Genomic DNA, 24,171 nt, shown 5'->3' with positions numbered 1-24,171 from the left:
TCTGATGACCACCATGGAACTGTCGACCCGAGCCGGGAGGGGCCTCACCGCCGACTCGGTCCTGGACCGGGTACGGGCGTACGCCCCGGGCCTCGCGGGCCGTGCGACCGAGATCGAACGGACGGGCGGCGTCCCCGCCGACGTCCTCGACGGCCTGAAGGCCACCGGGCTGTTGCGGGCGGCCCTGCCGACGGCGCTGGGTGGCGTCGAGATGACGCCGGCGCAGCTCACGCGCGCCGTCGATCTGCTGGCCGAAGGGGACGCCTCGGTCGCCTGGTGCGCGTCCGTCGCGCTGAACGCCGCGCTGGCCGCCGTCTCGCTGCCCGCGGAGGTGTTCACCGAGCTGTTCCCCGATCCGGACCTCATCACCGCGACGGTGCTGCCGCCGACCGGGCGCGCGCTCCGCCGGGGCGGGGGCTACCTCCTGTCGGGGCGCTGGAGTTACGCCAGTGGGATCACCCACGCCGACCGTGTGATGGCCGGCTTCCAGACCCCGGACGGCACCGCGCGGATCGCCGTCTTCGACGCCGCGCACGTACGGGTGCTCGACACCTGGTACACCACCGGGCTGCGCGGCACCGGCTCGCACGACTTCGAGGTCAGGGACCTGTTCGTCCCCGAAGGGCACACCTTCGCTCTCGTTCCGTCCGGGACCCGGCGGGAGCCGCTCCACCTGCGTGCCGACAACCTCGCCCTCAAGATGGCGGGCGTGCCCCTGGGCATCGGCCGGTCCGCCCTGAACACGACCAGGGAGATCCTCGCCGCCCGGCGTTCCGCGCCGCCCCGGCCGGGCGCCCCCGCCGACCTGGCCCACGCCGAGGCGCTGATCGGGGCGGCCGACGCCTACGTGTACGCCACGCTCGAAGACGTGCGGGCCGCGCAGGCGGCGGGCCTGGAAGCGGAGCGGGGCACGGCCGCGCTGGCCCGTCAGTTCGCGCACCGGGCGTGCCGGGAGGCGGTCCAACTCCTCTACGACGCCGTGGGATCGGCCGCGGTCTACAGCGAGCGCACCCCGCTGGACCGATGCCTGCGCGACCTCATGACCGCGAGCCAGCACGTCGCGTCCTCGGCGAAGGTCCTCGACGGCGTCGGCGATCTGCGGCTCGGTGGCGATCCGGCCTCTCCCCACCTGTGAGTGGAGCGTGAGGTGTGCGGAGCGCCGGCGAGCGTTGTTTCACGTGAAACAACGACGCACGAAACACCGGCCGTTGTTTCACGTGAAACGTGAGACAACGACCGGTGGGATCAGGGGCTCAGGCAGGGCGCCCCGGGCGCAGCAGGGTCGCGGCCAGGGCGACGGCCAGCAGGAGCAGACCCGAGCCGATGCCGAAGGCCACGTGATAGCCACCGGTCAGGGCCTCGGCCGTGCTGTGCCCGGCGCGGGTGAGGGACTCGGTGCGCGAGGCCGCCAGGGTGGAGAGGACCGCGACGCCCAGGGCCATGCCGATCTGCTGGGTGGTGTTGAACAGGCCCGAGGCCAGACCCGCGTCCTCGGCGCCGGCCCCCGACATCGCCAGCCCGGTCAGGGCCGGCAGGGCCAGGCCGAAGCCCGCCGCGAGGAGCATCACGGGCAGCAGGTCGGTCACGTAATCGGCGTGCACGGGCAGACGGGTCAGCAGGAGCTGGCCGCCGAGCAGCAGGACGAGACCGGTGAGCAGGACCGTGCGTCCGCCGAACCGTGAGATCAGGCGGGTCGAGATGCCGAGCGAGGTCACGCCGATCACCACGGCGGCCGGGAGCATGGCGAGCCCGGTGGCGGCGGCGCCGTAGCCGAGGACCTTCTGGAGGTAGAGGGCGACCAGGATCTGGAAGGAGAACAGGGCGGCGATCATCAGCATCTGGACCAGGTTGGCGCCGACCACCGTGCGGGACCGGAAGATCCGCAGCGGCACGAGCGGCGTACGGGCCTTGGCCTGGCGGACGGTGAAGGCGGCGAGCAGGGCCAGTGACAGCGCGCCGAGCCCGAGGGTGTGCGCGGAGGTCCATCCGTACTGCTCGACCTTGACCACGGTGTAGATGCCGAGCATCAGCCCCGTGCTGACCAGGACCGCACCGAGCACATCGGCGCCCGCACCGAGTCCGAGCCCCCGGCCCTTCGGGAGGGAGGGCAGTGCCAGCAGCAGCGCGGTCAGTCCGATCGGCAGGTTGATGAAGAAGATCCAGTGCCAGTCGAGGGCGTCGGTGAGCACACCGCCGAGCACCTGGCCGAGGGAGGCTCCGGCCGCGCCGGTGAAGGAGAAGACCGCGATGGCCCGGGCCCGCTCCCGGGGTTCGGTGAACAGGTTGATCAGGATGCCGAGGCTGACGGCGGAGGCCATCGCGCTGCCCACCCCCTGGAGGAAGCGGGCGGCTATCAGCAGTTCCGGGGAACCGGCGAAGCCGGCCAGGAGGGAGGCGCCGGTGAAGACGGCGGTCCCGGCCAGGAACATCCGCTTGTGGCCGATGAGGTCGCCGAGTCGCCCGGCGAGCAGCAGCAGGCTGCCGAAGGCGATCAGGTAGGCGTTCACCACCCAGCTGAGCCCGGCGGGGGAGAAGCCGAGGTCCTGCTGGATGGCGGGCATGGCCACGGTGACGATGCTGCCGTCGAGGACCGTCATCAACATGCCGGTGGAGAGGACGGCGAGGGCGGTCCAGCGGGAGCCCAACCCACCTGCAGGACGGGCCGCCGGCGCGGCCGGGGCCTTGGCGGCGGCTGCGGGCACGGGTGCGGGTGCTTCGGCAGGTGCGGTGGGCATCGGGCTCTCCGTTCGAAGGCCGTCGGCTGCGGTGCAGCGGGGGCGATAAGAGGGACCGTAGCAGATAGTTTTGTTGCAGACTATTTCTTTCGGATCTAATTGTTAGGCTGGATCCATGACTGCAATGGAGCCGACCCGGACCCAGCCCGACCTCTCCTTCCTGCTGGACCACACCAGCCACGTGCTGCGCACCCGGATGGCGGCCGCGCTCGACGAGGTCGGCCTGACCGCGCGCATGCACTGCGTCCTCGTGCACGCCCTGGAGGAGGAGCGCACCCAGATCCAGCTCGCGGAGATCGGCGACATGGACAAGACGACGATGGTGGTGACCGTCGACGCCCTGGAGAAGGCCGGTCTGGCCGAGCGCAGGCCCTCCTCCCGGGACCGACGGGCGCGCATCATCGCGGTCACCGAAGCGGGCGCGGCGCTGGCCGAGCAGAGCACCCGGATCGTCGACCGGGTGCACGCCGAGGCGCTCGGCTCGCTCGCCGACGACGACCGGGCGGCCCTGCTCCGGGTGCTGAACCTGCTGGTGGAAGAGGATCTGGCGATCCCCAGCGAGAGCCCGCGCCCGGCCCGCCGGGCCCGCCAGTAGGGCGCCGACGGCCCCCGGCAGCGCACCGCGAGGCCCGCCCGAGGCCCGCCGGAGCGTCCCCCGGATGGCGTAGTCACGCGGCCGGGCGGCGCGTCGTGGCCGAGAGTGGGGGAAGGCACCGAGCCAGGGGGCACACCACGCCGGAGGCGTCACACCATGGGAATCTTCGACTTCCTCAAGTCCGACAAGCAAAAGGCGCGCGAAGCCGCGGAGAAGGCCAAGGAGCAGGTCGAACAGCAGGCCGCGGCCGCCCCGGCCGCGCAGAGCTCACCCGCGGGCACCGCCACCAAGTACACCGACGCGTCGGCCACGGCGACCAAGGAGGCCGCGGACCGGATGGCGGCGCAGGCCCGGGCCGCCGCACAGGCGGTCACCCCGCCCAAGCCTGCCCCGGCCGCGCCGAAGCCCGCGGCGGCGGCGACGCCCGCGCCGCACCGGCCCGCTCCGGCGGCCCCGAAGCCCGCGCCCGTCGCGAAGAAGCGCACCTACACGGTCAGGTCCGGGGACTCCCTCTCCGCCATCGCCCGCCGCGAGCTGGGCAACGAGGCCCGCTGGCGCGAGCTGTACGCCATGAACAAGGGCGTCGTCGGCTCCAACCCGGACCTGATCCGCCCGGGCATGGTGCTCACCCTCCCCAACTGAGCGCCCGCCCGTCCCCACCCCGCACGCCGATGGGGCCCGGATCCACCTACGGATCCGGGCCCCATCGGGCGTGTCGAGTTGTCGCGGGAACGGCTACGGCTGCTGCTCGTCGGCCGCGGTCCGCTCCTTCGCGGCCAGTTCGTCGTCGAAGCTCGCCGCCTCGTCGTCCCGCGCCGACAGCTCGGTCGCCGCGGGCGGCTCCACCAGCCAGTCCGGGTTCGACTGCTGGTCCCACCACTTCCACGCGGCGAAGGCGCCACCGGCCAGCAGGCCGAAGAGGGCGGCGCCCTTGAACAGCCGGCCGCAGCGCGCCCGTCGTTCGTTGCGCCGGACCAACTGCTGCACTTCCTGCGCCGACACCTGACCGCGCAGCGCCGCCAGCGCCGCGGTCGACCGCGAGGCGGCTTCCTCGGCCACCGGCTGCGCCGCGGCCAGAGCGCTCTCGAACCTCGGCGCCGTGTAGTCGGCGGCCTGTCGCGCGGCCTGCCGGGTCCGGGTCACGGCACGCGCCGCCGCCCGGTCCACGTTCGGCGGCACGTGGGAGCGGGCCGACACCACGTGGGGATGGAGATGGCTGTCGTAGGCGGTGCGGGCCTGCCGGGCGGCTTCACCGGCGGCGTAGGAGACCTTCGGCGTCAGCCGTACGTTCGCCTCGTGCGCGTATCGCGCCGCGGCGTCCTTGGCGGTACCCGCGTACGGCGCCACCACTTCCGCGGCGTGCCGCATGCTTTCCCTCGCGCTCTCGGCCGCGGCGTGCACGCTGTCCTTGCGGGTCACGGGATCCTCCTCCTTGGGGGCGGACACGGTTCGGCGGACACAGCTCACCTTTCCACCCTTTGTCGGATCATGCCTGCGATACCGCACCGTGGCATGGCCGACAGGGCATCCGAGTGGCCTATTTCCTCTTCGCGGAGCACTCCGTGGGAAGATTCGGGCGACCAGTGACGACGATGGAAGGCAGTTTTCGTGGCCGCGAAGCTTATCGCCACCCTCAAGACGAACCACGGCGACATCGAGATCGAGCTGCTGGCGAACCACGCCCCGAAGACCGTCCGGAACTTCGTGGAACTGGCCAAGGGCGACCGTGAGTGGACCCGTCCCTCGGACGGCCAGAAGACCACCGACCCGTTCTACGACGGCACCGTCTTCCATCGCGTGATCAGCGGTTTCATGATCCAGGGCGGCGACCCGCTCGGGAACGGCACCGGCGGTCCCGGGTACCAGTTCGCCGACGAGTTCCACCCCGACCTCGCCTTCACCAAGCCCTACCTGCTGGCCATGGCGAACTCCGGGCCGGGCACCAACGGCTCGCAGTTCTTCATCACCGTCGCCCCCACCGCGTGGCTGACCCGCAAGCACACGATCTTCGGTGAGATCACCGACAAGGCCAGCCAGGCCGTCGTCAGCGCCATCGCCTCCGGGGCGACCAACCCGCGCACCGACCGTCCCGTGGAGGACGTGGTCATCAAGGCCGTGGTGATCGAAGAGCGCTGATCGGCGCTGATCGGCTCGCCTGGGGGTCCGACCGGGAACCATGCCCTCCGCCCGTCCGTACTCGTTACGACAACGGCACCGCCGCGACGGAGGGGACCGATGGAAAGCGACAGGTCGGACACCGGACGGGTGCCGGGCTGCTACCGGCACCCGGACCACGAGACCGGGATCAGATGCACCCGCTGCGAGCGTCCGATCTGCACCGACTGCATGATCAACGCCTCGGTGGGCTTCCAGTGCCCGGAGTGCGTCCGGTCGGGCTCCGGTACGGGCCACGTCGCGGCGGCCAACACCGCGCGCGGCATCGCGGGCGGGGTCGTGGTCGCCGACACCGCCCTGGTCACCAAGGTCCTGGTGGGGATCAATGTCGCGGTGTTCTTCGCGGCCCTCCTCGCCCCGGCGGTGCTGGTCCCGCTGGAGCTGCTCGGCCGCTACGTCGACTACCTCGGCGGCCCGCTCGAAGGTGTGTCCACCGGCCAGTACTACCGGCTGCTGACCTCGGTCTTCCTGCACGAGCAGTGGTGGCACATCATCGGCAACATGACCGCCCTGTGGTTCCTCGGCGCCCCCTTGGAGGCCGCTCTGGGCCGGGCCCGCTACCTCGCCGTGTACCTGCTCTCCGGGCTGGGCGGCAGTGCGCTGGTCTACCTGCTGACCCCGCCGAACATGCCGACCCTGGGCGCGTCCGGGGCGATCTTCGGGCTGCTCGGCGCCACCGTCGTGCTGATGCGGCGGATGCGGTACAGCATGCGCCCGATCATCGTGATGGTCCTGCTGATGCTGCTGCTGACCTTCGTACCGATCGGTGGGATCGGCGGGACCGGGGAGATCTCCTGGCAGGCCCACATCGGCGGATTGATCACCGGCGCGCTGGTGGGCCTGGGCATGCTGCTGCCCCCGGCCGGCGCCGGGAAGCGGCGGGCGCTGGTCCAGTGGGGGACCTGCGCGGCCGTGTTCCTGCTGGTGGTGGCCGTGGTCCTGGTCCGGACGGCAGAGCTGGTCTGAGACTTTCCCGGGCGGACACCGCCCGGAAAAGTCACACCGGCGTCAACTCTCCACAGAGTTATCCACAGATCTTCTGCCTTTTTCCTCAGGTGTGGATGACGCTGTGGATAACTCATGGGGAGAGCTTGCTTCAGACCGCCGTTACTGCTGTGCCACCGTCGGGCCACCGCCGCGCCGTGGTCCGGTCACTTCCACTGCGTGGACACGCCGAAGCCTGCCGCGATGAAGCCGAAACCGACCACAATGTTCCAATTGCCGAGTGATTCGATCGGCAGCCGGGTGTCGGTCACATAGAAGACGACAATCCAGGCGAGACCGATGAGGAAGAACGCCAGCATGACCGGGGCTACCCAGCTGCGGTTCGTCAACCTGATCGTCTGCGTCTGCTTCGCCGGCGGCGGGGTGTAATCGTCCTTCTTGCGGATACGTGACTTCGGCACGAGGGTCTCTCCTGTCGATGCGCTGGGGACCTTGCCTCCCCCGGGCGTCCGTTAGCGTAGTGGGTCTGTGGCGTTGAAGGAGAAGGGTACGTTGAGCAATTCCGACGACTCCTCCGCGGGTCCCCGTCGCCGGCTCAGGCCGGTCCGGCTGCTGACGGCCGCCGTGTTCGCCCTCGCGGGCCTGATCTTCGTCACCAGTTTCAACACGTCCAAGGGTACGAACATCCGCACGGACGGCTCACTCCTGAAGCTGTCCGACCTCATCCACGAGCGCAGCCAGAACAACGCCGAACTCGACGCGGACACCGCCGCGGTGCGCCGTGAGGTCGACGCGCTGGCCGAGCGGGACGACGGCAGCAGCAAGGCCGAGGACGCCAAACTCGCGGCCCTGCGCATCGCCGCGGGCACCGAGGAGCTCTCCGGGCGGTCCGTCTCGGTGACCCTCAACGACGCCCCGCCGAACGCCACGGCCCGCATCCCCAACGTGCCCGAGCCGCAGCCCAACGATCTGGTGATCCACCAGCAGGACCTCCAGGCCGTGGTCAACGCCCTGTGGCAGGGCGGAGCCCGCGGGATCCAGGTCATGGACCAGCGGCTGATCTCCACCAGCGCCGTGCGCTGCGTGGGCAACACCCTGATCCTCCAGGGCCGGGTCTACTCGCCGCCCTACAAGGTCACGGCGATCGGCGACCCGGGCGCGCTGCGCAAGGCGCTCGCCGCCTCACCGGCCATCCAGAACTACCAGTTGTACGTCAACGCCTACGGGCTGGGCTGGAAAGTCGATGAGCAGAAGGCGCTGACACTTCCGGGGTACTCCGGCACAGTGGACCTCCACTATGCGAAGCCCGTGGAGTCCGCGTCCGCATCCGCGTCCTGAGTCGGCCGGGTCGACCGAGACGACCGGGTCGAACGGGTCGACCGGGCCCGGGCGCCGCCGGCCGTCCGCCCAGGCCGTACTGCGGCTGCTGGTACGGACGTTCAGCGAGGTGTGCCTGACGGTCGGCACGGTCATCGTGCTCTTCGTCGGCTACGTCCTGCTGTGGACCGGGGTCAAGGCCGACCGGGCCATGGACGGCGAGATGGACCGGCTGCACGACCGCTGGTCCGCGACCGCCGCACCCGCGGCGGCCACCCCCCGGGATCAGGGCCCCGCCCCCGCCCCCGAGCGGGGACAGGTCTTCGCCGAGATGTACATCCCGCGCTTGGGAGCGGACTGGAACAAGCCGGTCCTGGAGGGCACCGCCACCGACGTCCTCAAGAAGGGCCTCGGCCACTACGCGGGCACCGCGCCCCCGGGCGGCGAGGGAAATTTCTCAGTGGCCGGACACCGGCGCACCTACGGAGATCCCTTCAAGGATTTCCCCGAGCTGCGCCCCGGTGACCTGGTCATCGTGAAGGACGCCACCGCCTGGTACACGTACACCATCCGGAACGAGCCGCTGCGTACCCTGCCGACGGACGTCGCGGTGGTCGATCCCGTACCCCGCAAGTCCCCCTTCACCTCACCCGGCCGCTATCTGACCCTGACCACCTGTGATCCGGAATGGGGCCACAGTCACCGGTTGATCGTCTGGGCCGAACTCACCCGGACCAGGGCGGCCGCGCAGGGCAAACCGGAGGGATTGGCCGGCTGACCCCCCGCGCACGCCCGCTGCCTTTAGGCTGTTGCGGTACCGCCCCTGCGGTACGTGGAGGGAAAGGGACGCGGACGGCATGTACGGCTGGATCTGGCGGCATCTGCCGGGCAACGCGTGGGTACGCGCGCTGATCTCCCTCGTGCTGATCCTCGCGGTGGTGTTCGTGCTCTTCCAGTACGTCTTCCCGTGGGCCGAACCGCTCCTTCCCTTCAACGATGTGACCGTCGACGAGGGATCGGGAGCCACCGGGTGAACGCGCGCATTCTGGTCGTGGACAACTACGACAGCTTTGTCTTCAACCTGGTCCAGTACCTCTACCAGCTCGGTGCCGAGTGCGAGGTCGTGCGCAACGACGAGGTCGAGCTCGCCCACGCCCAGGACGGCTTCGACGGCGTCCTGCTCTCCCCGGGCCCGGGCACGCCCGAGGAGGCCGGGGTCTGCATCGAGATGGTCCGCCACTGCGCGAGCACCGGCGTGCCCGTCTTCGGCGTCTGCCTGGGCATGCAGTCGATGGCGGTGGCGTACGGCGGGGTCGTCGGCCGCGCCCCCGAGCTGCTGCACGGCAAGACCTCCCCGGTGGTCCATGAGGGCCAGGGCGTCTTCGCGGGCCTGCCGTCCCCCTTCACCGCGACCCGGTACCACTCCCTCGCCGCCGAGCCGATGACGCTCCCGGACGAGCTGGAGGTCACGGCGCGCACCGAGGACGGGACCATCATGGGGCTGCGCCACCGCGAGCACGACGTCGAGGGCGTGCAGTTCCACCCCGAGTCGGTGCTGACCGAGGGGGGCCACAAGATGCTCGCCAACTGGCTGGTGCGCTGCGGTGACGCGGACGCGGTGGCACGTTCGGTGGGTCTGGCCCCGGTGGTGGGCAAGGCCCTCGCGTGACGACCCTCGCGCCGCCCCCCGCGCCCCCCGGGGGCCGGGCCGCGCGGCGCAGGGCCGCCCAGGAGGCCGCCAAACGCTCCTCGCGGCGCGGTGGCAGGCGCCGCAGGGCGGGTGGCGCGGAAGGTGACGCACCGGGTGCCGGCGCCCCGGGCGATGTCCGTCCGAGTGCTGTCGCCGCGAGCGGTTCCGGAACGGGTCGTGCGGCGGCGGGTCGTGCGGCGACTCGTGCGGCGGGTCGTGGCGGTACGCGCCGACGCGCGCGGCGGCGGCCCGGCGGCGGCCCGGTGGTGGTCGCGAGCAGACTGGCCGGCGAACTCTTCATCACCCTCGGCGTGGTGATGCTGCTCTTCGTCACCTACCAGCTCTGGTACACGAACGTGCTGGCCGAGCGGCAGGCGAACGGCGCCGCGGGGACGCTGCGCAGTGACTGGGACACCGACAAGGCGGCGCCGCCCGTCGCCGCTTTCTCCCCAGGTCAGGGCTTCGCGATCCTCTACGTCCCCAAGCTGGACCTGAAGGTTCCGGTGGCGGAGGGGATCAGCAAGCCGAAGGTGCTGGACCGGGGCATGGTCGGGCACTACGGCGGCGAGGGCTCGCCGCCGTCGGCGATGCCGTCCGACAAGCAGGGCAACTTCGCGCTGGCGGGCCACCGCAACACCCATGGCGAACCGTTCCGCTACATCAACCGCCTGGTGCCCGGGGACAAGGTCGTGGTGGAGACGCGGGACACCTACTACACGTACGAGATGACCTCGACGCTGGCGCAGACCCCGCCGACGAACGTCTCCGTGATCAAGCCGGTGCCCGAGGGATCGGGCTTCACCGCCCCCGGCCGCTACATCACGCTGACGACCTGCACCCCCGAGTTCACCAGCACCTACCGGTTGATCGTCTGGGGGAAGATGGTGGACGAGCGCCCGCGCGAGAAGGGCGCTCCGCCCGCGCTCGCCCAGCCGTAACCCCAGCCGTAACCCCAGCCGTAACCCCCGCCGTCATCCCCGCCGCACCCACGGCCGACGACCCCACAGCCCGCACCGACAGAGGACGAACCCGCAGTGTCACGTGCCCGCCGCGCCGCCCCCCGCGCCCGAGCCGGCCGCAACCGGCTCGCCGGCTTCCTCAGCCTGCTGGGCGAACTGCTGATCACCGTCGGCCTGGTGCTCGCCCTGTTCGTGGCGTACTCGCTGTGGTGGACGAACGTCCTCGCCGACCGGCACGCCGCGCAGCGCGGCGATTCGGTCCGTCAGCAGTGGCAGGCGGCCCCGCCCGCGACGGCCCCCGAGGCGGGCGCCCTCGACACCGGGGACGGCATCGGCTTCCTGCACGTACCGGCGATGAAGAACGGCGAGGTGCTGGTCAAGCGCGGGACCTCGGCCGACGTCATCAACGACGGTGTCGCCGGGTACTACACGGAGCCGGTGAAGTCCGCGCTGCCGTGGGACAAGCAGGGCAACTTCACGCTGGCCGCGCACCGCGACGGGCACGGGGCGAAGTTCCACGACATCGACAAGGTGAGGACGGGCGACGCGGTCGTCTTCGAGACCCGCGACACCTGGTACGTCTACAAGGTCTTCGCCGAGCTGCGCCAGACCTCGAAGTACAACACCGACGTGATCACCCCGGTCCCGAAGGAATCCGGGAAGACGGCGCCCGGCCGCTACATCACGCTGACGACCTGCACCCCGGTGTACACCTCGAAGTTCCGCTACGTCGTGTGGGGCGAGCTGGTCCGCACGGACAAGGTCGACGCGAAGCGGACCCCGCCGCCCGAGCTGCGCTAGGCCCCGCCGCTGTGTCCCTGGTTACCCCTGTGGCCGGTGGGGCCCGGGAAGGCCCCTGGGGGGCCCTGTGCCGCACGCGAAGGAAGCTCTGGCCCTAGGGCCAGAGCTTCCTTCGTCATGCCGCGTACGGGCCGCGTGCGGGCCCGGGCGCGCCGCGGGTCAGCGGTGGTTGCCGATCCCGCCGAGGAGCCCGGTCCCCTGGTTGTTGCCGTTCTGCTGGCCCGGCACCGTGTTGACGTTGATCGCGGAGCCGGCGGCCACCGGCTGTCCGAAGCCCGGGTCGCTGCTCAGGATCACCGCGTTGTCGTCCGAGGGGCCGGACAGGACCGTGCCGATGCTCAGCCCACGAGCCGTCAGCTCCTGCCGGGCCTTGGCCAGGGTCTTGCCCCCCAGGAAGGGCACGGTGGTCGCCTGGGCGGCCCGGGCGATGGTGACGTTGACCGCGGTCCCCGTCTCGACCTGCGTACCGGGGGCCAGTTCTTGCCCGATGATCGACTTCGGCGGCGCGGTGGAGTCGCCCTCGGTGGTGCTGCCGAGCTTGAGCTTCAGGTCGCTCAGGGTCTTGGACGCCTTGTCCGTGGTCATGCCGGTGAGGTCGGGAACGACCGCCTTCGACGGTTCCTTGGCCACCGTCAGGGTGATGGTCGAACCCTTCTCGACGGAGGTGCCGGCCTTCGGGTTCTGCTCCAGCACGGTGCCCGGGGTGCTCTCGGACTCCTGGGACTTGCGCTCGACCTGGAAGCCCTTCTCCTTGAGCGCGGACTCGGCCTGCTCGAAGGGCAGCCGCTTCACGTCGATGACCTGGACCTTGGGCGCGCCCGTGGACACCTTCACCTTGATGACGGTGTTCTTGTCGACCTTGGTGTCGGGCGCCGGGTTCTGCTCGCAGACGGTGCCCTTGGGCTGCGCGTCGCAGGGCTCCTCGGCTTCCTTCTCGATCTTCAACCCGATGTTCGTCGCCCGGTCGCTCGCCCGCTCGAAGGTGTCGCCGATCAGCTTGGGCACGGACGGCCGGTTGTCGGCGGTGTTGTTGAAGAGGGAGCGCCCGATCAGGATCGCGCCGACCAGGACGAGGATCCCGGCCGCGACGAGCAGGAAGGTGGAGGCCCTGTTCTTCTTCTGGCGGCGGCGCGGGCCCTGGTCGTAGCCGCCGTGGCCCTGGTCGCCGTAGCCGTAACCGCCGTCGCCGGGCGGCATCGGCGGCATCATCGAGGTCTGTCCGGCGTCGGTGGCGCGCAGGGCGGTGGTCGGCTGGTCGTAGCCGTTGTGTCCGCCCTGGTTCTGGTCCGGGTAGGGGTAGGCGCCGTAGCCCGCGCCCATGTTCGCGGCCGCGGCGACGGGCTGGCCGTCGAGGCAGGCCTCGATGTCGGCGCGCATCTCGTCGGCGGACTGGTAGCGGTAGTCGGGGTCCTTGACCAGCGCCTTGAGGACGATGGCGTCCATCTCGGGCGTGATCTCGGGGTCGAAGTTGCTCGGCGGCTGCGGTTCCTCGCGCACGTGCTGGTACGCGACGGCGACCGGGGAGTCGCCGATGAACGGGGGCCGGACCGTGAGCAGCTCGTACAGCAGGCAGCCCGCGGAGTAGAGGTCGGAGCGCGCGTCGACCTGCTCGCCCTTGGCCTGCTCCGGCGAGAGGTACTGCGCGGTGCCGATGACGGCCGCGGTCTGCGTCATCGTCATGCCGGAGTCGCCCATGGCGCGGGCGATGCCGAAGTCCATCACCTTGACCTGCCCGGTGCGCGTCAGCATGACGTTCGCGGGCTTGATGTCGCGGTGGACGATCTGCGCGCGGTGCGAGTACTCCAGCGCCTGGAGGATGCCGATGGTCATTTCCAGGGTGCGCTCGGGCAGCAGCTTGCGACCGGAGTGCAGCAGCTCGCGCAGGGTGGAGCCGTCGACGTACTCCATCACGATGTACGGGATCGAGATGTTGTCGACGTAGTCCTCGCCGGTGTCGTACACGGCGACGATGGCGGGATGGTTGAGCGAGGCGGCCGACTGGGCCTCGCGCCGGAACCGTGCCTGGAAGGACGGGTCGCGGGCGAGGTCGGCGCGCAGTGTCTTGACGGCGACGGTACGGCCGAGCCGGGTGTCGTGGGCGAGGTAGACCTCGGCCATGCCACCGCGGCCGAGCACGTGGCTCAGCTCGTACCGACCGCCGAGGCGACGCGGCTCTTCCATAACGTTCCAGCCCTCTCCGTCAGTCCCTACCGCACCCGTGTGAGGTCCGGCGGTGCGCTGTCCGCGCAAAGGCTACCGGCCGCGTGTTGCGGATCGGCCCGTGACCACAGGCCGATACCGGACCGGTACCGTGCGCTCCCACGTGCGCGGGGACCGTGATCCGGGTCACCGCGGGCCGGGCGCGGTGACCGCGCGGGCCCGCGGCACGGGCGGGTCGTATCGGGGCCATTCCCGGCTCAGCCCTGGTTCTTGAGCACGGCGTTCATGACCGCGAGGGCCACGGGCGCGGCGAGACCGCCACCGGTGATGTCCTCGCGGTCGGCCGCGCTGTCCTCGATCACGACGGCGACGGCGACGGGCGAGCCCTTGTCGGTCTTGGCGTAGGAGATGAACCAGGCGTAGGGGCGCTTGGCGTTCTTCTCGCCGTGCTGCGCGGTACCGGTCTTGCCGCCGACCGTGACGCCGTTGATCTTGGCGCCGGTGCCGGTGCCGTTCTCGACGACGTCGACCATCATCTGCTGGACCTTCTGCGCGTTCGCGGCGGAGAGCGGGCGGCTCATCTCCTCCGGCTCGTGCGTCTGCAGGACGTCGAGGTTGGGCGCGGTCACCTTGTCGACCATGTACGGCTTCATCAGCTTGCCGTCATTGGCGATCGCGGCGGTGACCATGGCCATCTGGAGCGGGGTGGCGGCGGTGTTGAACTGGCCGATGGAGCTGAGCGCGTTGCCCGGCTTGTCCATGGTCTTGTCGTAGACGCTCGTGAACGCGCGGACCGGGGTGTCGATCTTGTCGTTGTTGAAGCCGAACTTCTCGGCGGTCTTCACCATGTTGTCCCGCCCCACCTTGTTGCCCATGTTGGCGAAGACGGAGTTGCAGGAGACTTCGAGGGCCCGCAGGAGGCTGGCCTTCTCGCACCCGGAGGCGTGGTTGACCATCGGGGTCTTGGTGTCCGGCAGGATGTACGGCTCGGGGGTGTCGGTCGGCGCGTTGATGTCGGAGACGACACCGTTCTCCAGCGCCGCGGCCGCGGTGACGACCTTGAAGGTCGAGCCGGGCGGGTAGGTCTCGCGCAGGGCGCGGTTGACCAGGTTCTTGTCCTCGCTGTCCTTGAGCGCGACCCAGGCCTTCTCGTCGGCCTTGGAGTTGCCCGCGAAGGTGGAGGGGTCGTACGAGGGGGTGCTGGCCAGCGCGAGGATCGCGCCGGTGCGCGGGTCGATGGCGGCGACCGCGCCCTTCTTGCTACCGAGCGAGGTGAAGGCGGCCTTCTGGGCGGCGGGGTTCAGCGTGGTGACGACGTTGCCGCCCTGCTTCTTCTCGCCCGTGAACATGCCGATGGTGCGGTCGAAGAACAGCCGGTCGTCGTTGCCGGTGAGGATGCCGTCTTCCAGCGACTCGAGCTGGCTGGAGCCGAAGGCCTGCGAGGCGTACCCGGTGACCGGCGCCCACATGGGGCCGTCGAGGTAGGTGCGCTTGAACTTGTAGTCGCTGCCGTTGGTGACGACCGAGCCGGTGATGGGCTGGCCGCCGCCGACGATGATGTTGCCGCGCTCCGCGGAGTACTGGGCGATCTGGACCCGGCGGTTCTCCTTGCGGGTGCTGAGGTCCTCGGCCTTGACGTACTGGAGCCAGTTGGTCCGCAGCAACAGGGCGAGGACGAGCAGCCCGCAGAAGATCGAGATGCGACGCAGGGGCTTGTTCATGAGGGGCGGACCACCTGGGTCATCTCGGAGTCGGGGGACGGTGCCGGGGCCGGTGCGGGGCGGCGTGCGGTGTCGCTGATCCGGATGAGGATCCCGATGAGAGCCCAGTTCGCGAGGACGGAGGAGCCGCCGGACGCGAGGAACGGCATGGTCATGCCGGTGAGGGGGATGAGGCCCATGACGCCACCCGCGACGACGAAGACCTGGATGGCGAAGGCGCCGGAGAGCCCGATCGCGAACAGCTTGCCGAAGGGGTCGCGGGCGGCGAGCGCAGTGCGCACGCCGCGCTCGATGATCAGGCCGTAGAGCAGCAGGAAGGCCATGACGCCCGCCAGCCCGAGCTCCTCGCCGACGGTGGAGAAGATGAAGTCGGAGTTGGCGGCGAAGAGGATCAGGTCGGAGTGGCCCTGGCCGAGGCCGGTACCGAGCACCCCGCCGGAGCCGAAGCTCATCAGGGACTGGCCGACCTGCTCGCAGGCGCCGGAGGTGGCGTAGCAGGCGAAGGGGTCGAGCCAGGCGGTGACGCGGACCTTGACGTGGCTGGCCGTGGTGCCGACCACGACGGCGCCCGCGATGCTCATGAGCAGGCCGATGACGATCCAGCTGGTGCGCTCGGTGGCGACGTACAGCATGATCACGAACATGCCGAAGAAGAGGAGCGAGGTGCCGAGGTCGTTCTCGAAGACGAGGACGAGCAGGCTCATGCCCCAGATCATCAGGATCGGGCCGAGGTCGCGGCCGCGCGGCAGGTAGAGCCCCATGAAGCGGCGGCTGGCCAGTGCGAGCGCATCGCGCTTGACCATCAGGTATCCGGCGAAGAAGACCGCGATGATGATCTTCGCGAACTCGCCGGGCTGGATCGAGAACCCGGCCAGGCTGATCCAGATCTTGGCGCCGTAGACGTCGGCGCCGAGCCCCGGAATGACGGGCAGGATCAGCAGGACGAGCGAGACCGCCATGGAGATGTACGTGAACCGCTGGAGCGTGCGGTGGTCCTTCAGCAGCAGCAGCACGCCCGCGAACAGCGCGAGGCCGACCGCCGTGTAGAACATCTGGTTCGGCGCGGAGGGGGAGAAGCCGCCGAACTGCCGCTTGGCCAGGTTCTGGAGCCGCTCCGACTGGTCCAGGCGCCAGATGAAGACCAGGCCCAGGCCGTTGAGCAGGGTGCCCAGCGGAAGCAGCAGCGGGTCGGCGTACTTGGCGTACCGGCGCACGACGAGGTGGGCCAGGCCCGCCAGCAGGCCGAGCCCGAGCCCGTACGCGAGCATGCCCGGAGGCAGCTTGCCGTGCACCGCGAGACCTACGTTGGCGTAGGCGAAGATCGGGATGACCACGGCGAACGCGAGCAGCAGGAGCTCGGTGTTGCGCCGGCTCGGCAGCTCGATGGCGCCGATGGTGGTCGTGTTCGTGACAACGCTCATGGTGTGGCAGGCCCCCTGTGCCCGCGTCTGTCTACTGCTTCCCGCACTGGCCGACCAGCTTCTGCTCCTCAGGAGTCAGGCTGGCGCTGGGCGCCGGGGTCTGGTTGGGCTGGCCCTCGGCGCTGCGGCGCGCCTCTTCCTTCTTGCAGGCCGAGACCTGGAGGGCGAGTTCGTCGATCTTCTTGCGGGCGCTGTCGAGGCTGCCTTCGCTGATGGTGGCCTCGACGAGCTTCTGCTGGAAGGACGGCAGGTACTTCAGCTCGATGTCCGGCTGGTCCGTCTCGACCGACGAGAGCTTGATCCAGGCGAGATCCTGGCTGATCCCCCGGTAGAGCGCGACGTGCCCGTCCTTGGCGCCGACGTAGTACTGGGTCTGCGTCCAGCGGTGGGCGGCGTACAGCCCGCCGCCGATCAGCCCGGCCACGACGAGCAGGGTCAGCGTGCGGGTCGTCCACTTGCGGCCTTTGCTGCGGCGCCGGCGCGGGTGGTCGTAGGTGTCGTCGTAGGCGGAGGAATCGCCGTCGTACCCGTCGGCGTCGCCGAAGCTGCCGTACGCGCCGCCACCGCCGGCACCGCTGCCACTGGGGTAACCCGCGTCGGGAGCGGCGCCGTAGCCGGGGCCCTCGCCGCTGCCGGGGGGGCCGAAGGCGCCGGGGGGCGGCGGGGAGGCCTGGCGGCCCAGCCCGGAGGCGCGGCCGGCCGGGGTCTGCATGGCGTTGCCGCCGTCGAAGAGCTGGTGCTGGTTCTCGGCGACCGCGCCCACGACGACCGGGGTGTCGTTGAGCTGGGCGGCGAGGGTGTCACCGCTGTCGGTGTCGAGGACGTCCGCGACGATGCAGGTGATGTTGTCCGGGCCGCCGCCGCGCAGGGCGAGCTGGATCAGCGCCTGCACGGTCTCGTGCGGGCCGTGGTAGTCGGCGAGGGTCTCTTCCAGGGTCTGGTGCGAGACCACGCCGGAGAGGCCGTCGGAACAGATGAGGTAGCGGTCGCCGGGCCTGACCTCGCGGATCGAGAGGTCGGGTTCCACGTGCTCGCCGCTGCCCAGGGCTCTCATCAGGAGCGAGCGCTGGGGGTGGGTGGTGGCTTCCTCTTCGGTGATCCGGCCCTCGTCGACCAGCCGCTGGACCCACGTGTGGTCCTGGGTGATCTGGGTGAGGAGACCGTCGCGCAGCAGGTAGGCGCGGGAGTCACCGACGTGGACGAGGCCGAGGCGCTGACCGGTCCAGAGCAGGGCGGTGAGCGTGGTGCCCATGCCCTCCAGCTGGGGGTCCTCCTCGACCATGACGCGCAGCTGGTCGTTCGCGCGCTGCACGGCCGTGGCCAGCGAGGTCAGGATGTCGGAGCCGGGGACGTCGTCGTCGAGCTGGACCAGGGTGGAGATCACCTCGGAACTGGCGACCTCACCGGCGGCCTGGCCACCCATGCCGTCGGCGATCGCGAGCAGGCGCGGACCGGCGTAGCCGGAGTCCTCGTTGCCCTCGCGGATCATGCCCTTGTGCGATCCGGCGGCGAACCGCAGGGACAGACTCATGCGCACCTGCCCAGTCGACGATGCCTCCGGGTACAACCGGTCTCGAGCCACACTGCCCACCCTCCGGTCGGGAGCGCGCGCGGGTCCGTCGCCCCAAGGGGACGGACCGCCGCGGCTCGCTCGCTCCGCTCGCTCATTCTCGTACTACTTCCGCAGCTCGATGACGGTCTTGCCGATGCGGATCGGGGCGCCCGGAGGAATGGGCGTCGGGGTGGTCAGCCGGGTCCGGTCGAGATACGTGCCGTTGGTGGACCCGAGATCCTCGACGATCCACTGGCCGTCACGGTCGGGGTAGATCCTGGCATGCCGGCTGGAGGCGTAGTCGTCGTCCAGCACGATCGTGGAGTCGTGGGCCCGGCCCAGCGTGATGGTCTGCCCCTGGAGGGCGACCGTGGTGCCCGTGAGGGTGCCCTCGGAGACGACCAGCTTGGTCGGCGCACCGCGGCGCTGGCGCTGCTGCGGTGGCGCGGCCTGACGGCCGCCGCCCGACTGCTGCTGTTGCTGCGGGGCACGGTTGTCGCCGCCACGGCGTGAACCGCGCTGCGTCACCCGCGTCCCGAAGAGGTCGCTACGGATGACCTGGACGGCCACGATGACGAACAGCCACAGAACGGCCAGGAAACCCAACCGCATGACCGTAAGGGTCAGCTCTGACATTGCCCCCGCTTCACCCTTCGGCTTGCCGATAAATGATGGTCGTGTTGCCCACGACGATCCGCGAGCCGTCGCGGAGCGTAGCGCGGGTGGTGTGCTGCCCGTCCACCACGATGCCGTTGGTGGACCCGAGATCCTGGATCGAGGGAGGCGTTCCGGTCCGGATCTCACAGTGCCGGCGCGAGACGCCGGGGTCGTCGATCCGCACGTCGGCTTCGGTGCTTCGGCCGAGTACGAGCGTGGCGCGCGAGATCTGGTGGCGGGTGCCGTTGATCTCGATCCAGCAGCGCGTGGCGCCGCCGTTTCCCGGCGCCGGACCGGGAGCCGCGCGCCGCTGGGGGTCGCCCGGAGGGTTGTGGGGCATGGGCGGGGCGGCGACGGGCGGATACCCGTAACCGCCGGCGCGGCCCTGGCCGGCCGCGGGCGAGGGCTGAGGCCGCTGGGCCTCGCCCTGATCGCCCGGGGACTGGGAGGTGCTGGAGGCGAGGGTGCGACTGCGGACCCGGTACAGGCCGGTGTCCAGGTCGTCCGCCTTCTCCAGGTGGACCTTGATGGGACCCATGAAGCTGTAGCGCTGCTGCTTGGCGTAGTCCCGCACGAGGCCGGCCAACTCGTCGCCGAGCTGCCCGGAGTAGGGGCTCAGCCGCTCGTAGTCGCCGGCGCTCAGCTCCACGATGAAGTCGTTGGGGACGACGGTCCGCTCGCGGTTCCAGATGGTCGCGTTGTTGTCGCACTCGCGCTGCAGTGCGCCCGCGATCTCGACCGGCTGGACCTCGGACTTGAAGACCTTGGCGAAGGTGCCGTTCACCAGACCTTCGAGTCGCTGCTCGAACCGCTTCAGAACTCCCATGGGGCACCTCCTCCGTCGTTGTCGCCCTGTACTGCTTACTGATCGTATCCACGCGTGGCGGATTCGGCTGGTTCCCCTCCGGGTCCGTGCCGAGGAGTGTTGGTCCTCACAAGGGATCGTAGGGTCGCCCGGAGAACAGTGTCCCGCACCCGGAGCGCTGTCCGGGAGGGGCTGGCGGGACTGCCGCTGGGCGGCGGGGAAAGCGATGTGATTCCACCCCCTCTGACGTGTTAGTGTTCCGATGTCGCCAGGGGAAAGGCCCGCAAGGGAAGAACCACTGGAGAGCTACTCGGGCGAGTGGCGGAACGGCAGACGCGCTGGCTTCAGGTGCCAGTGTCCTTCGGGACGTGGGGGTTCAAATCCCCCCTCGCCCACGTGTGAGAAGCCCCGCAGATCATCGATCTGCGGGGCTTCTTCGTTGTCCGCCGAGCGGGCCGCCGGCTCCCGTGTGCCGGAGGTCGGGGCGCAGCGGATTGTGGGCTGTCCGACTTTCGTTGGCGCGGGCGCGACGAAAGTGGGCGGACGGGCGGTGCCGGCGCTGTCTAGGGTCGGGGCGTGAATGCGACGGCGAGGATGCGGGCGGGCCTGGACTGGCTGAGAGGGCCCGAACCGTGGACTGCGCGGGGGGTGGCCGGCGACCTGGTGCTCGCGGCCGTGATGGTGATGGTCGGGATGGGCGTCGAGGAGTTGGACCACGGCTCCCCCCTTCGGATGCTGGGCAGCGCGGTGGCCGTGCTGCTGCTCACCCTGCTGCGCCGGCGGCTGCCGGTGGCCACGCTGGTCGTGGGCTCGGCGCTCGCCGCGTACCTGCCCGGTGCGTTCCTCGTCACGATCCTGCTCGGTTGGTCGGCGGGCCGGCGCATCGACGGGGCGGTGCGGGCGCTGGGTGCCTTCACCCTCGCCTTCCTCGCCTCGGTCGGGCTGAGCGTCTACAAGGACTGGTCCCACGGTCGGATCGTGCTGGTGATCGTCCTCGACACCCTGATCTTCCTGGCCGTGACCGTCATCCCCGCGCTCGCCAGTCGCTACTGGTCCCAGCGCCGGACGCTGCTGCGCGCCCTCCAGGAACGCAATGCCCAGCTCATGCGCGAGCGGGCGATCATCGCCGGACAGGCGAGGCTGCGCGAGCGGCAGCGGATCGCCCAGGACATGCACGACAGCCTGGGGCACCAACTGGCCCTGATCTCGGTGCACACCGGCGCGCTGGAGGTCGATCCGGCGCTGACCGATCGCCAGCGCGAGGCGGTCGGGGTGCTGCGGCAGGCCTCGGTCGCGGCCATGCACGAGCTGCGCGAGGTCGTCGGCATCCTGCGGGACGGGGTCGAGGCGCCCGTACCGGTGGAGGAGTCCGCGGGGCCCGCGGCGCGCGGGATCGCCGGGATCGCCGGGATCGTCGAGGCGGCGCGCGGTGCGGGCACGGACGTCCGGCTGACCACCTCGGGACGGCCGAGGCCGCTGGTCGCGGCCTGCGACCACGCGGCGTACCGGATCGCCCAGGAGTCGCTCACCAACGCCTACAAGCACGCACCGGGCGCGCCGATCACGGTGGAACTGCGGTACGAGGACGACTCCCTGGTGGTGGAGATCGCCAACGGTCCGGTCGCCGTACCCGGCGCGGGCGAGGTGGTCTCGGGCGGACAGGGGCTGACGGGGCTGCGCGAGCGGGCCCGGCTCGTCGGCGGGATGGTGCATGCCGGAGCGATCGAGGGCGGCGGCTTCCGGGTGGCCGGGGTGCTTCCGTACGGGACGGAACCGGCCGGTGTGCGGGAGAGCGGCGCGGCGGAGGTGGCCGATGACTTCGGGCAGCAGCTGCGGGCGCCGTTGGGCAAGGGTGTGGCCGCGCCCGTGGACTGGTCCGCCGTCGACCGGGAGTTGCGGCGGGGACGCAGCAGGACCGGCGGCATCGCGCTGGGCTGCGGGGTCGCCTTCGCGGCGCTCGTGGTGCTGATGATCGTGATCGGGGCCGCCGTGACGCTGCTGGTGGGCTCCGTGAGCGACGTGACGATCAGTCGGTCCGATTACGACGCCGTCACGGTGGGGGAGTCGGAGGACGTGGTGCGCGGGCGGCTGCCCGACGGCAGCAGCATCCTGACCGACGGTCTGGAGGACAAGGGCCCGCCGCGGCCCGCGGGCGCGCACTGCATGGCACTGTTGGCCACCGGGAACGGGGAACTGACCACCGACAGCGTTTTCCGGTTCTGCTTCAAGGACGGCAAGCTCGTGGAGAAGCAGGCGTACGAGGTCAAGCAGTAGGAGCGGCGGGAGCGGGCGCGGGTGACTGGCGTGACGGGGACGACGGAGCCGACGGTGGCGCGGGGCGGTGTGATCAGAGTGGTGATCGCCGACGACGAACCGCTCATCCGGGCCGGGATCAGGATGATCCTGACCTCCGCCCCGGACATCGAGGTGATCGCCGAGGCCGCGAACGGGCGGGAGGCCGTGGAGCTGGCGCGCGCCCACGCGCCCGACGTGGTGCTGCTGGACATCCAGATGCCGGTCATGGACGGGCTGGCCGCGCTCGACGAACTGGTGCGGGCGGCGCCCTCGGCGCACGCCTTGATCCTGACGACCTTCGGGGAGCGGGAGAACGTGCTGCGGGCGCTGTCCCACGGCAGTGCGGGCTTCCTGCTGAAGGACTCCGCCCCGGCCGAGCTGATCGGGGCGGTCCGGGCGGCCGCGGCGGGGGACGCCTACCTCTCCCCGGCGGCGACCCGGCACGTCGTGGACCAGCTGGCGTCGGGCCGGTCGGCGGGGCGGGCCGAGGAGGCCCGGCGCCGCATCGCGGCGCTGAGCGAGCGCGAGCGCGGGGTGTTGGCGTTGTTGGGCGAGGGGCTCTCCAACGCGGACGCCGGGCGACGGCTGCACATGAGCGAGGCGACGGTGAAGACGTACGTGAGCCGGATCCTGGCGAAGCTGGGATGTGAGAACCGGGTGCAGGCGGCGCTGCTCGCTCGGGACGCCGGACTCTGATGTACCCCTTGACCCCCCTTCCCCGGCTCTGTCCCGATCGGTACGGTCATCCGCGGACGAGCAGTGATCCAGACGTGCAGTGGTTCTTCCGCGCACGTGATCTAGCGGGGGCGGCACACATGGCGGCGGTACCGGACCGGGGCGCGGCGAAGGCCAACGGCAGGACCCACAGCAAGGCCTCGGGCAAGGGCGGCGGCAGGGCGGCGAGCGCCGAGCGGATACCGGAGGTCGCGGGGTACGCGGCGCGGGCGGCGGCGACCGGTGCGGGCTCGCCCCGGGCCGAGGGCAAGGCGCTGCGGGCCCGGGTGCCGCGCGCCGCGCACGCGCGGTTCGTGCCCGTGGCCGGACGTCCGGACGCCGTGCGCGCGGTGGAGGAGTCCAACGTCGGGCGGGTGGCGGAGCTGACGCCGATCCGGGTGGGGCGGATGGCGGCCAACCCCTTCGCGTTCCTGCGCGGGGCCGCCGGCCTGATGGCCCACGACCTGGCGGCGACGCCGGTGACCGGGGTGGGCGCGCAGATCTGCGGGGACGCCCACGCTGCCAACTTCGGGCTGTACGGCGATGCCCGAGGGCGGCTGGTCATCGACCTCAACGACTTCGACGAGACCGTCTTCGGGCCCTGGGAGTGGGACCTCAAGCGGCTGGCCACCTCGCTGGTGCTGGCCGGCCGGGTGGCGGGGGCCGACGAGGACACCTGTCGGGCGGCCGCGCTGGACACGGTCGGCGCCTACCGCCGCACGATGCGGCTGCTGGCCAAGCTGCCGGCGCTGGACGCCTGGAACGCCATCGCCGACGAGGAACTGGTCTCGCACACCGACGCCCGGGATCTGCTGGGCACGCTGGAGCGGGTGTCGGAGAAGGCCCGTAACAACACCAGTGCGCGGTTCGCCGCCAAGTCCACCGAGGTCGCGCCCGACGGCGGCCGCCGTTTCGTGGACGCGCTGCCGGTGCTGCGCCGGGTCGGGGACCAGGAGGCGGCGGCGGTCGCGGCCTCGCTGGGCCCCTACCTCGACACGCTCCAGGGGGACCGACTGCCGCTGCTGGCCCGGTACGCGATCCACGACGTGGCCTTCCGGGTGGTGGGCACGGGCAGCGTCGGGACCCGTTCCTACGTGGTGCTGCTGCTGGACCACCGCGGTGAGCCGCTGGTGCTCCAGGTGAAGGAGGCGCGGCCCTCGGTGCTCCTGCCGCACCTGTCGGGGCTGGGCTTCGACGCCCCGCCGGAGGAGCACGAAGGCCGCCGGGTGGTCGCCGGACAGAAGCGGATGCAGGTCGTCTCCGACATCCTGCTCGGCTGGACCACGGTCGAGGGCCGTCCCTTCCAGGTGCGGCAGTTCCGCAACCGCAAGGGCAGCGTGGACCCGGCCGCGCTCGCCGTGGACCAGATCGACGACTACGGCCGGATGACCGGGGCGCTGCTCGCGCGGGCGCACGCGCACAGTGCCGATCCGCGGGTCCTGGCCGGGTACTGCGGCAAGAACGAGGAACTGGACGAGGCGGTCGCCGCCTTCGCGGTGGCCTACGCCGACCGCAGCGAGGCCGACCACGCGGATCTGGTGGCCGCGGTGCGTTCCGGGCGGGTCGCCGCCGAGTCGGGTGTGTGAGGGATGTTTCACGTGAAACACGCGCTTCGGGCGGGCCGTAGGG

Annotated in this window: 22 protein-coding genes, 1 tRNA gene and 1 pseudogene; 15 read left to right on the top strand and 9 right to left on the bottom strand. The window is 71.0% G+C overall.

Annotated elements, in window-relative coordinates; translation table 11 throughout:
* Positions 1–4 precede the first annotated feature (4 nt).
* Positions 5–1,135: an acyl-CoA dehydrogenase family protein gene (locus ACIBEA_RS28015; RefSeq protein WP_399265523.1), complete on the top strand. Its 1,131-nt coding sequence runs from the start codon at positions 5–7 to the stop codon at positions 1,133–1,135.
* A 118-nt stretch (positions 1,136–1,253) separates the two neighbouring features.
* On the opposite strand, the gene ACIBEA_RS28010 is transcribed toward ACIBEA_RS28015, so the two are convergent.
* The gene (locus ACIBEA_RS28010) at positions 1,254–2,735 is read right to left on the bottom strand and encodes an MFS transporter (protein ID WP_399265521.1); all 1,482 of its coding nucleotides are present in this window, start codon (positions 2,733–2,735) and stop codon (positions 1,254–1,256) included.
* Between the two features lie 115 nt (positions 2,736–2,850).
* Here ACIBEA_RS28010 and ACIBEA_RS28005 point away from each other — a divergent pair, with 115 nt between their 5' ends.
* A complete protein-coding gene (locus ACIBEA_RS28005; protein ID WP_399265519.1) occupies positions 2,851–3,330 on the top strand; it encodes a MarR family winged helix-turn-helix transcriptional regulator in 480 nt (159 codons plus the stop codon).
* 156 nt (positions 3,331–3,486) lie between these two features.
* Positions 3,487–3,972 carry a LysM peptidoglycan-binding domain-containing protein gene (locus tag ACIBEA_RS28000; RefSeq protein WP_399265517.1) on the top strand — a complete coding sequence of 162 codons (486 nt, stop codon included), beginning with the start codon at positions 3,487–3,489 and terminating at the stop codon, positions 3,970–3,972.
* Between the two features lie 93 nt (positions 3,973–4,065).
* On the opposite strand, the gene ACIBEA_RS27995 is transcribed toward ACIBEA_RS28000, so the two are convergent.
* Complete coding sequence (locus ACIBEA_RS27995) at positions 4,066–4,749, bottom strand: DUF5324 family protein (protein WP_399265516.1); 684 nt, start codon at positions 4,747–4,749, stop codon at positions 4,066–4,068.
* Between the two features lie 189 nt (positions 4,750–4,938).
* Here ACIBEA_RS27995 and ACIBEA_RS27990 point away from each other — a divergent pair, with 189 nt between their 5' ends.
* On the top strand, positions 4,939–5,466 hold the full coding sequence (locus tag ACIBEA_RS27990; protein ID WP_399265514.1) for a peptidylprolyl isomerase: 528 nt from the start codon (positions 4,939–4,941) through the stop codon (positions 5,464–5,466).
* Between the two features lie 99 nt (positions 5,467–5,565).
* Positions 5,566–6,471, top strand: a complete 906-nt coding sequence (locus ACIBEA_RS27985; protein WP_399265512.1) for a rhomboid family intramembrane serine protease — start codon at positions 5,566–5,568, stop codon at positions 6,469–6,471.
* Positions 6,472–6,656: 185 nt separating this feature from the next.
* On the opposite strand, the gene crgA is transcribed toward ACIBEA_RS27985, so the two are convergent.
* Positions 6,657–6,911 (bottom strand): cell division protein CrgA, encoded by a 255-nt coding sequence (gene crgA / locus ACIBEA_RS27980; protein WP_399265511.1) that lies wholly within the window; start codon positions 6,909–6,911, stop codon positions 6,657–6,659.
* Between the two features lie 91 nt (positions 6,912–7,002).
* Here crgA and ACIBEA_RS27975 point away from each other — a divergent pair, with 91 nt between their 5' ends.
* The 6 genes and pseudogenes from ACIBEA_RS27975 (at position 7,003) to ACIBEA_RS27950 (ending at position 11,217) form a co-directional block, all read left to right on the top strand.
* The gene (locus ACIBEA_RS27975) at positions 7,003–7,788 is read left to right on the top strand and encodes a DUF881 domain-containing protein (protein ID WP_399265509.1); all 786 of its coding nucleotides are present in this window, start codon (positions 7,003–7,005) and stop codon (positions 7,786–7,788) included.
* A gap of 79 nt (positions 7,789–7,867) precedes the next feature.
* The gene (locus tag ACIBEA_RS27970; protein ID WP_399265580.1) at positions 7,868–8,545 is read left to right on the top strand and encodes a class E sortase; all 678 of its coding nucleotides are present in this window, start codon (positions 7,868–7,870) and stop codon (positions 8,543–8,545) included.
* Positions 8,546–8,624: 79 nt separating this feature from the next.
* A complete protein-coding gene (locus ACIBEA_RS27965) occupies positions 8,625–8,801 on the top strand; it encodes a hypothetical protein (protein WP_330331465.1) in 177 nt (58 codons plus the stop codon).
* On the top strand, positions 8,798–9,436 hold the full coding sequence (locus ACIBEA_RS27960; RefSeq protein WP_399265507.1) for an aminodeoxychorismate/anthranilate synthase component II: 639 nt from the start codon (positions 8,798–8,800) through the stop codon (positions 9,434–9,436). Before ACIBEA_RS27965 ends, ACIBEA_RS27960 begins: the two co-directional genes overlap by 4 nt.
* Positions 9,418–10,395, top strand: a pseudogene (locus tag ACIBEA_RS27955) (class E sortase); the annotation flags it as partial. The gene ACIBEA_RS27960 and the pseudogene ACIBEA_RS27955, both read left to right, overlap by 19 nt.
* Positions 10,396–10,491: 96 nt before the next feature.
* Positions 10,492–11,217: a class E sortase gene (locus ACIBEA_RS27950; protein WP_399265505.1), complete on the top strand. Its 726-nt coding sequence runs from the start codon at positions 10,492–10,494 to the stop codon at positions 11,215–11,217.
* A gap of 159 nt (positions 11,218–11,376) precedes the next feature.
* Here the strand turns inward: ACIBEA_RS27950 and pknB are convergent, their stop codons facing one another.
* The 6 genes from pknB to ACIBEA_RS27920 all read right to left on the bottom strand — a co-directional run bounded on the left by pknB (position 11,377) and on the right by ACIBEA_RS27920 (position 19,554).
* Positions 11,377–13,398: a Stk1 family PASTA domain-containing Ser/Thr kinase gene (pknB, locus tag ACIBEA_RS27945; protein ID WP_399265503.1), complete on the bottom strand. Its 2,022-nt coding sequence runs from the start codon at positions 13,396–13,398 to the stop codon at positions 11,377–11,379.
* Positions 13,399–13,634: 236 nt separating this feature from the next.
* On the bottom strand, positions 13,635–15,098 hold the full coding sequence (locus ACIBEA_RS27940) for a peptidoglycan D,D-transpeptidase FtsI family protein (RefSeq protein ID WP_399265501.1): 1,464 nt from the start codon (positions 15,096–15,098) through the stop codon (positions 13,635–13,637).
* Positions 15,095–16,519 carry an FtsW/RodA/SpoVE family cell cycle protein gene (locus ACIBEA_RS27935; protein ID WP_399265499.1) on the bottom strand — a complete coding sequence of 475 codons (1,425 nt, stop codon included), beginning with the start codon at positions 16,517–16,519 and terminating at the stop codon, positions 15,095–15,097. Before ACIBEA_RS27935 ends, ACIBEA_RS27940 begins: the two co-directional genes overlap by 4 nt.
* Before the next feature lie 31 nt (positions 16,520–16,550).
* A complete protein-coding gene (locus ACIBEA_RS27930) occupies positions 16,551–18,050 on the bottom strand; it encodes a PP2C family protein-serine/threonine phosphatase (RefSeq protein ID WP_399265497.1) in 1,500 nt (499 codons plus the stop codon).
* 144 nt (positions 18,051–18,194) lie between these two features.
* Positions 18,195–18,707, bottom strand: coding sequence for an FHA domain-containing protein (locus tag ACIBEA_RS27925; protein WP_354378799.1), 513 nt, complete (start codon positions 18,705–18,707; stop codon positions 18,195–18,197).
* Positions 18,708–18,717: 10 nt separating this feature from the next.
* Complete coding sequence (locus ACIBEA_RS27920) at positions 18,718–19,554, bottom strand: FhaA domain-containing protein (protein WP_399265495.1); 837 nt, start codon at positions 19,552–19,554, stop codon at positions 18,718–18,720.
* A gap of 291 nt (positions 19,555–19,845) precedes the next feature.
* Between ACIBEA_RS27920 and ACIBEA_RS27915 the strand changes: the two genes are divergently transcribed.
* From ACIBEA_RS27915 to ACIBEA_RS27900, 4 genes are all read left to right on the top strand, one after another.
* Positions 19,846–19,928: transfer RNA gene (locus ACIBEA_RS27915), tRNA-Leu, on the top strand.
* A gap of 199 nt (positions 19,929–20,127) precedes the next feature.
* Positions 20,128–21,807: a sensor histidine kinase gene (locus ACIBEA_RS27910; RefSeq protein ID WP_399265578.1), complete on the top strand. Its 1,680-nt coding sequence runs from the start codon at positions 20,128–20,130 to the stop codon at positions 21,805–21,807.
* A gap of 30 nt (positions 21,808–21,837) precedes the next feature.
* Complete coding sequence (locus ACIBEA_RS27905; RefSeq protein ID WP_399265493.1) at positions 21,838–22,524, top strand: response regulator; 687 nt, start codon at positions 21,838–21,840, stop codon at positions 22,522–22,524.
* A 119-nt stretch (positions 22,525–22,643) separates the two neighbouring features.
* Entirely contained in the window at positions 22,644–24,128 is a 1,485-nt protein-coding gene (locus ACIBEA_RS27900; RefSeq protein WP_399265491.1) for a DUF2252 domain-containing protein, read from the top strand.
* Positions 24,129–24,171 lie beyond the last annotated feature (43 nt).

The sequence above is a fragment of the Streptomyces sp. NPDC051555 genome (genome assembly GCF_044454405.1).
In the GTDB taxonomy this organism is placed as follows: domain Bacteria; phylum Actinomycetota; class Actinomycetes; order Streptomycetales; family Streptomycetaceae; genus Streptomyces.
This window is presented reverse-complemented; position numbering and strand designations above follow the sequence as displayed.

Coding starts and splice junctions, on each gene's coding strand:
- ACIBEA_RS27910 (WP_399265578.1), top strand. CDS start 20,128: ATGCGGGCGGGCCTGGACTGGCTGAGAGGGCCCGAACCGTGGACTGCG.
- ACIBEA_RS27985 (WP_399265512.1), top strand. CDS start 5,566: ATGGAAAGCGACAGGTCGGACACCGGACGGGTGCCGGGCTGCTACCGG.
- ACIBEA_RS28000 (WP_399265517.1), top strand. CDS start 3,487: ATGGGAATCTTCGACTTCCTCAAGTCCGACAAGCAAAAGGCGCGCGAA.
- ACIBEA_RS27925 (WP_354378799.1), bottom strand. CDS start 18,707: ATGTCAGAGCTGACCCTTACGGTCATGCGGTTGGGTTTCCTGGCCGTT.
- ACIBEA_RS27920 (WP_399265495.1), bottom strand. CDS start 19,554: ATGGGAGTTCTGAAGCGGTTCGAGCAGCGACTCGAAGGTCTGGTGAAC.
- ACIBEA_RS28005 (WP_399265519.1), top strand. CDS start 2,851: ATGACTGCAATGGAGCCGACCCGGACCCAGCCCGACCTCTCCTTCCTG.
- ACIBEA_RS27930 (WP_399265497.1), bottom strand. CDS start 18,050: ATGAGTCTGTCCCTGCGGTTCGCCGCCGGATCGCACAAGGGCATGATC.
- ACIBEA_RS27940 (WP_399265501.1), bottom strand. CDS start 15,098: ATGAACAAGCCCCTGCGTCGCATCTCGATCTTCTGCGGGCTGCTCGTC.
- ACIBEA_RS27935 (WP_399265499.1), bottom strand. CDS start 16,519: ATGAGCGTTGTCACGAACACGACCACCATCGGCGCCATCGAGCTGCCG.
- ACIBEA_RS28010 (WP_399265521.1), bottom strand. CDS start 2,735: ATGCCCACCGCACCTGCCGAAGCACCCGCACCCGTGCCCGCAGCCGCC.
- ACIBEA_RS27900 (WP_399265491.1), top strand. CDS start 22,644: ATGGCGGCGGTACCGGACCGGGGCGCGGCGAAGGCCAACGGCAGGACC.
- ACIBEA_RS28015 (WP_399265523.1), top strand. CDS start 5: ATGACCACCATGGAACTGTCGACCCGAGCCGGGAGGGGCCTCACCGCC.
- pknB (WP_399265503.1), bottom strand. CDS start 13,398: ATGGAAGAGCCGCGTCGCCTCGGCGGTCGGTACGAGCTGAGCCACGTG.
- ACIBEA_RS27965 (WP_330331465.1), top strand. CDS start 8,625: ATGTACGGCTGGATCTGGCGGCATCTGCCGGGCAACGCGTGGGTACGC.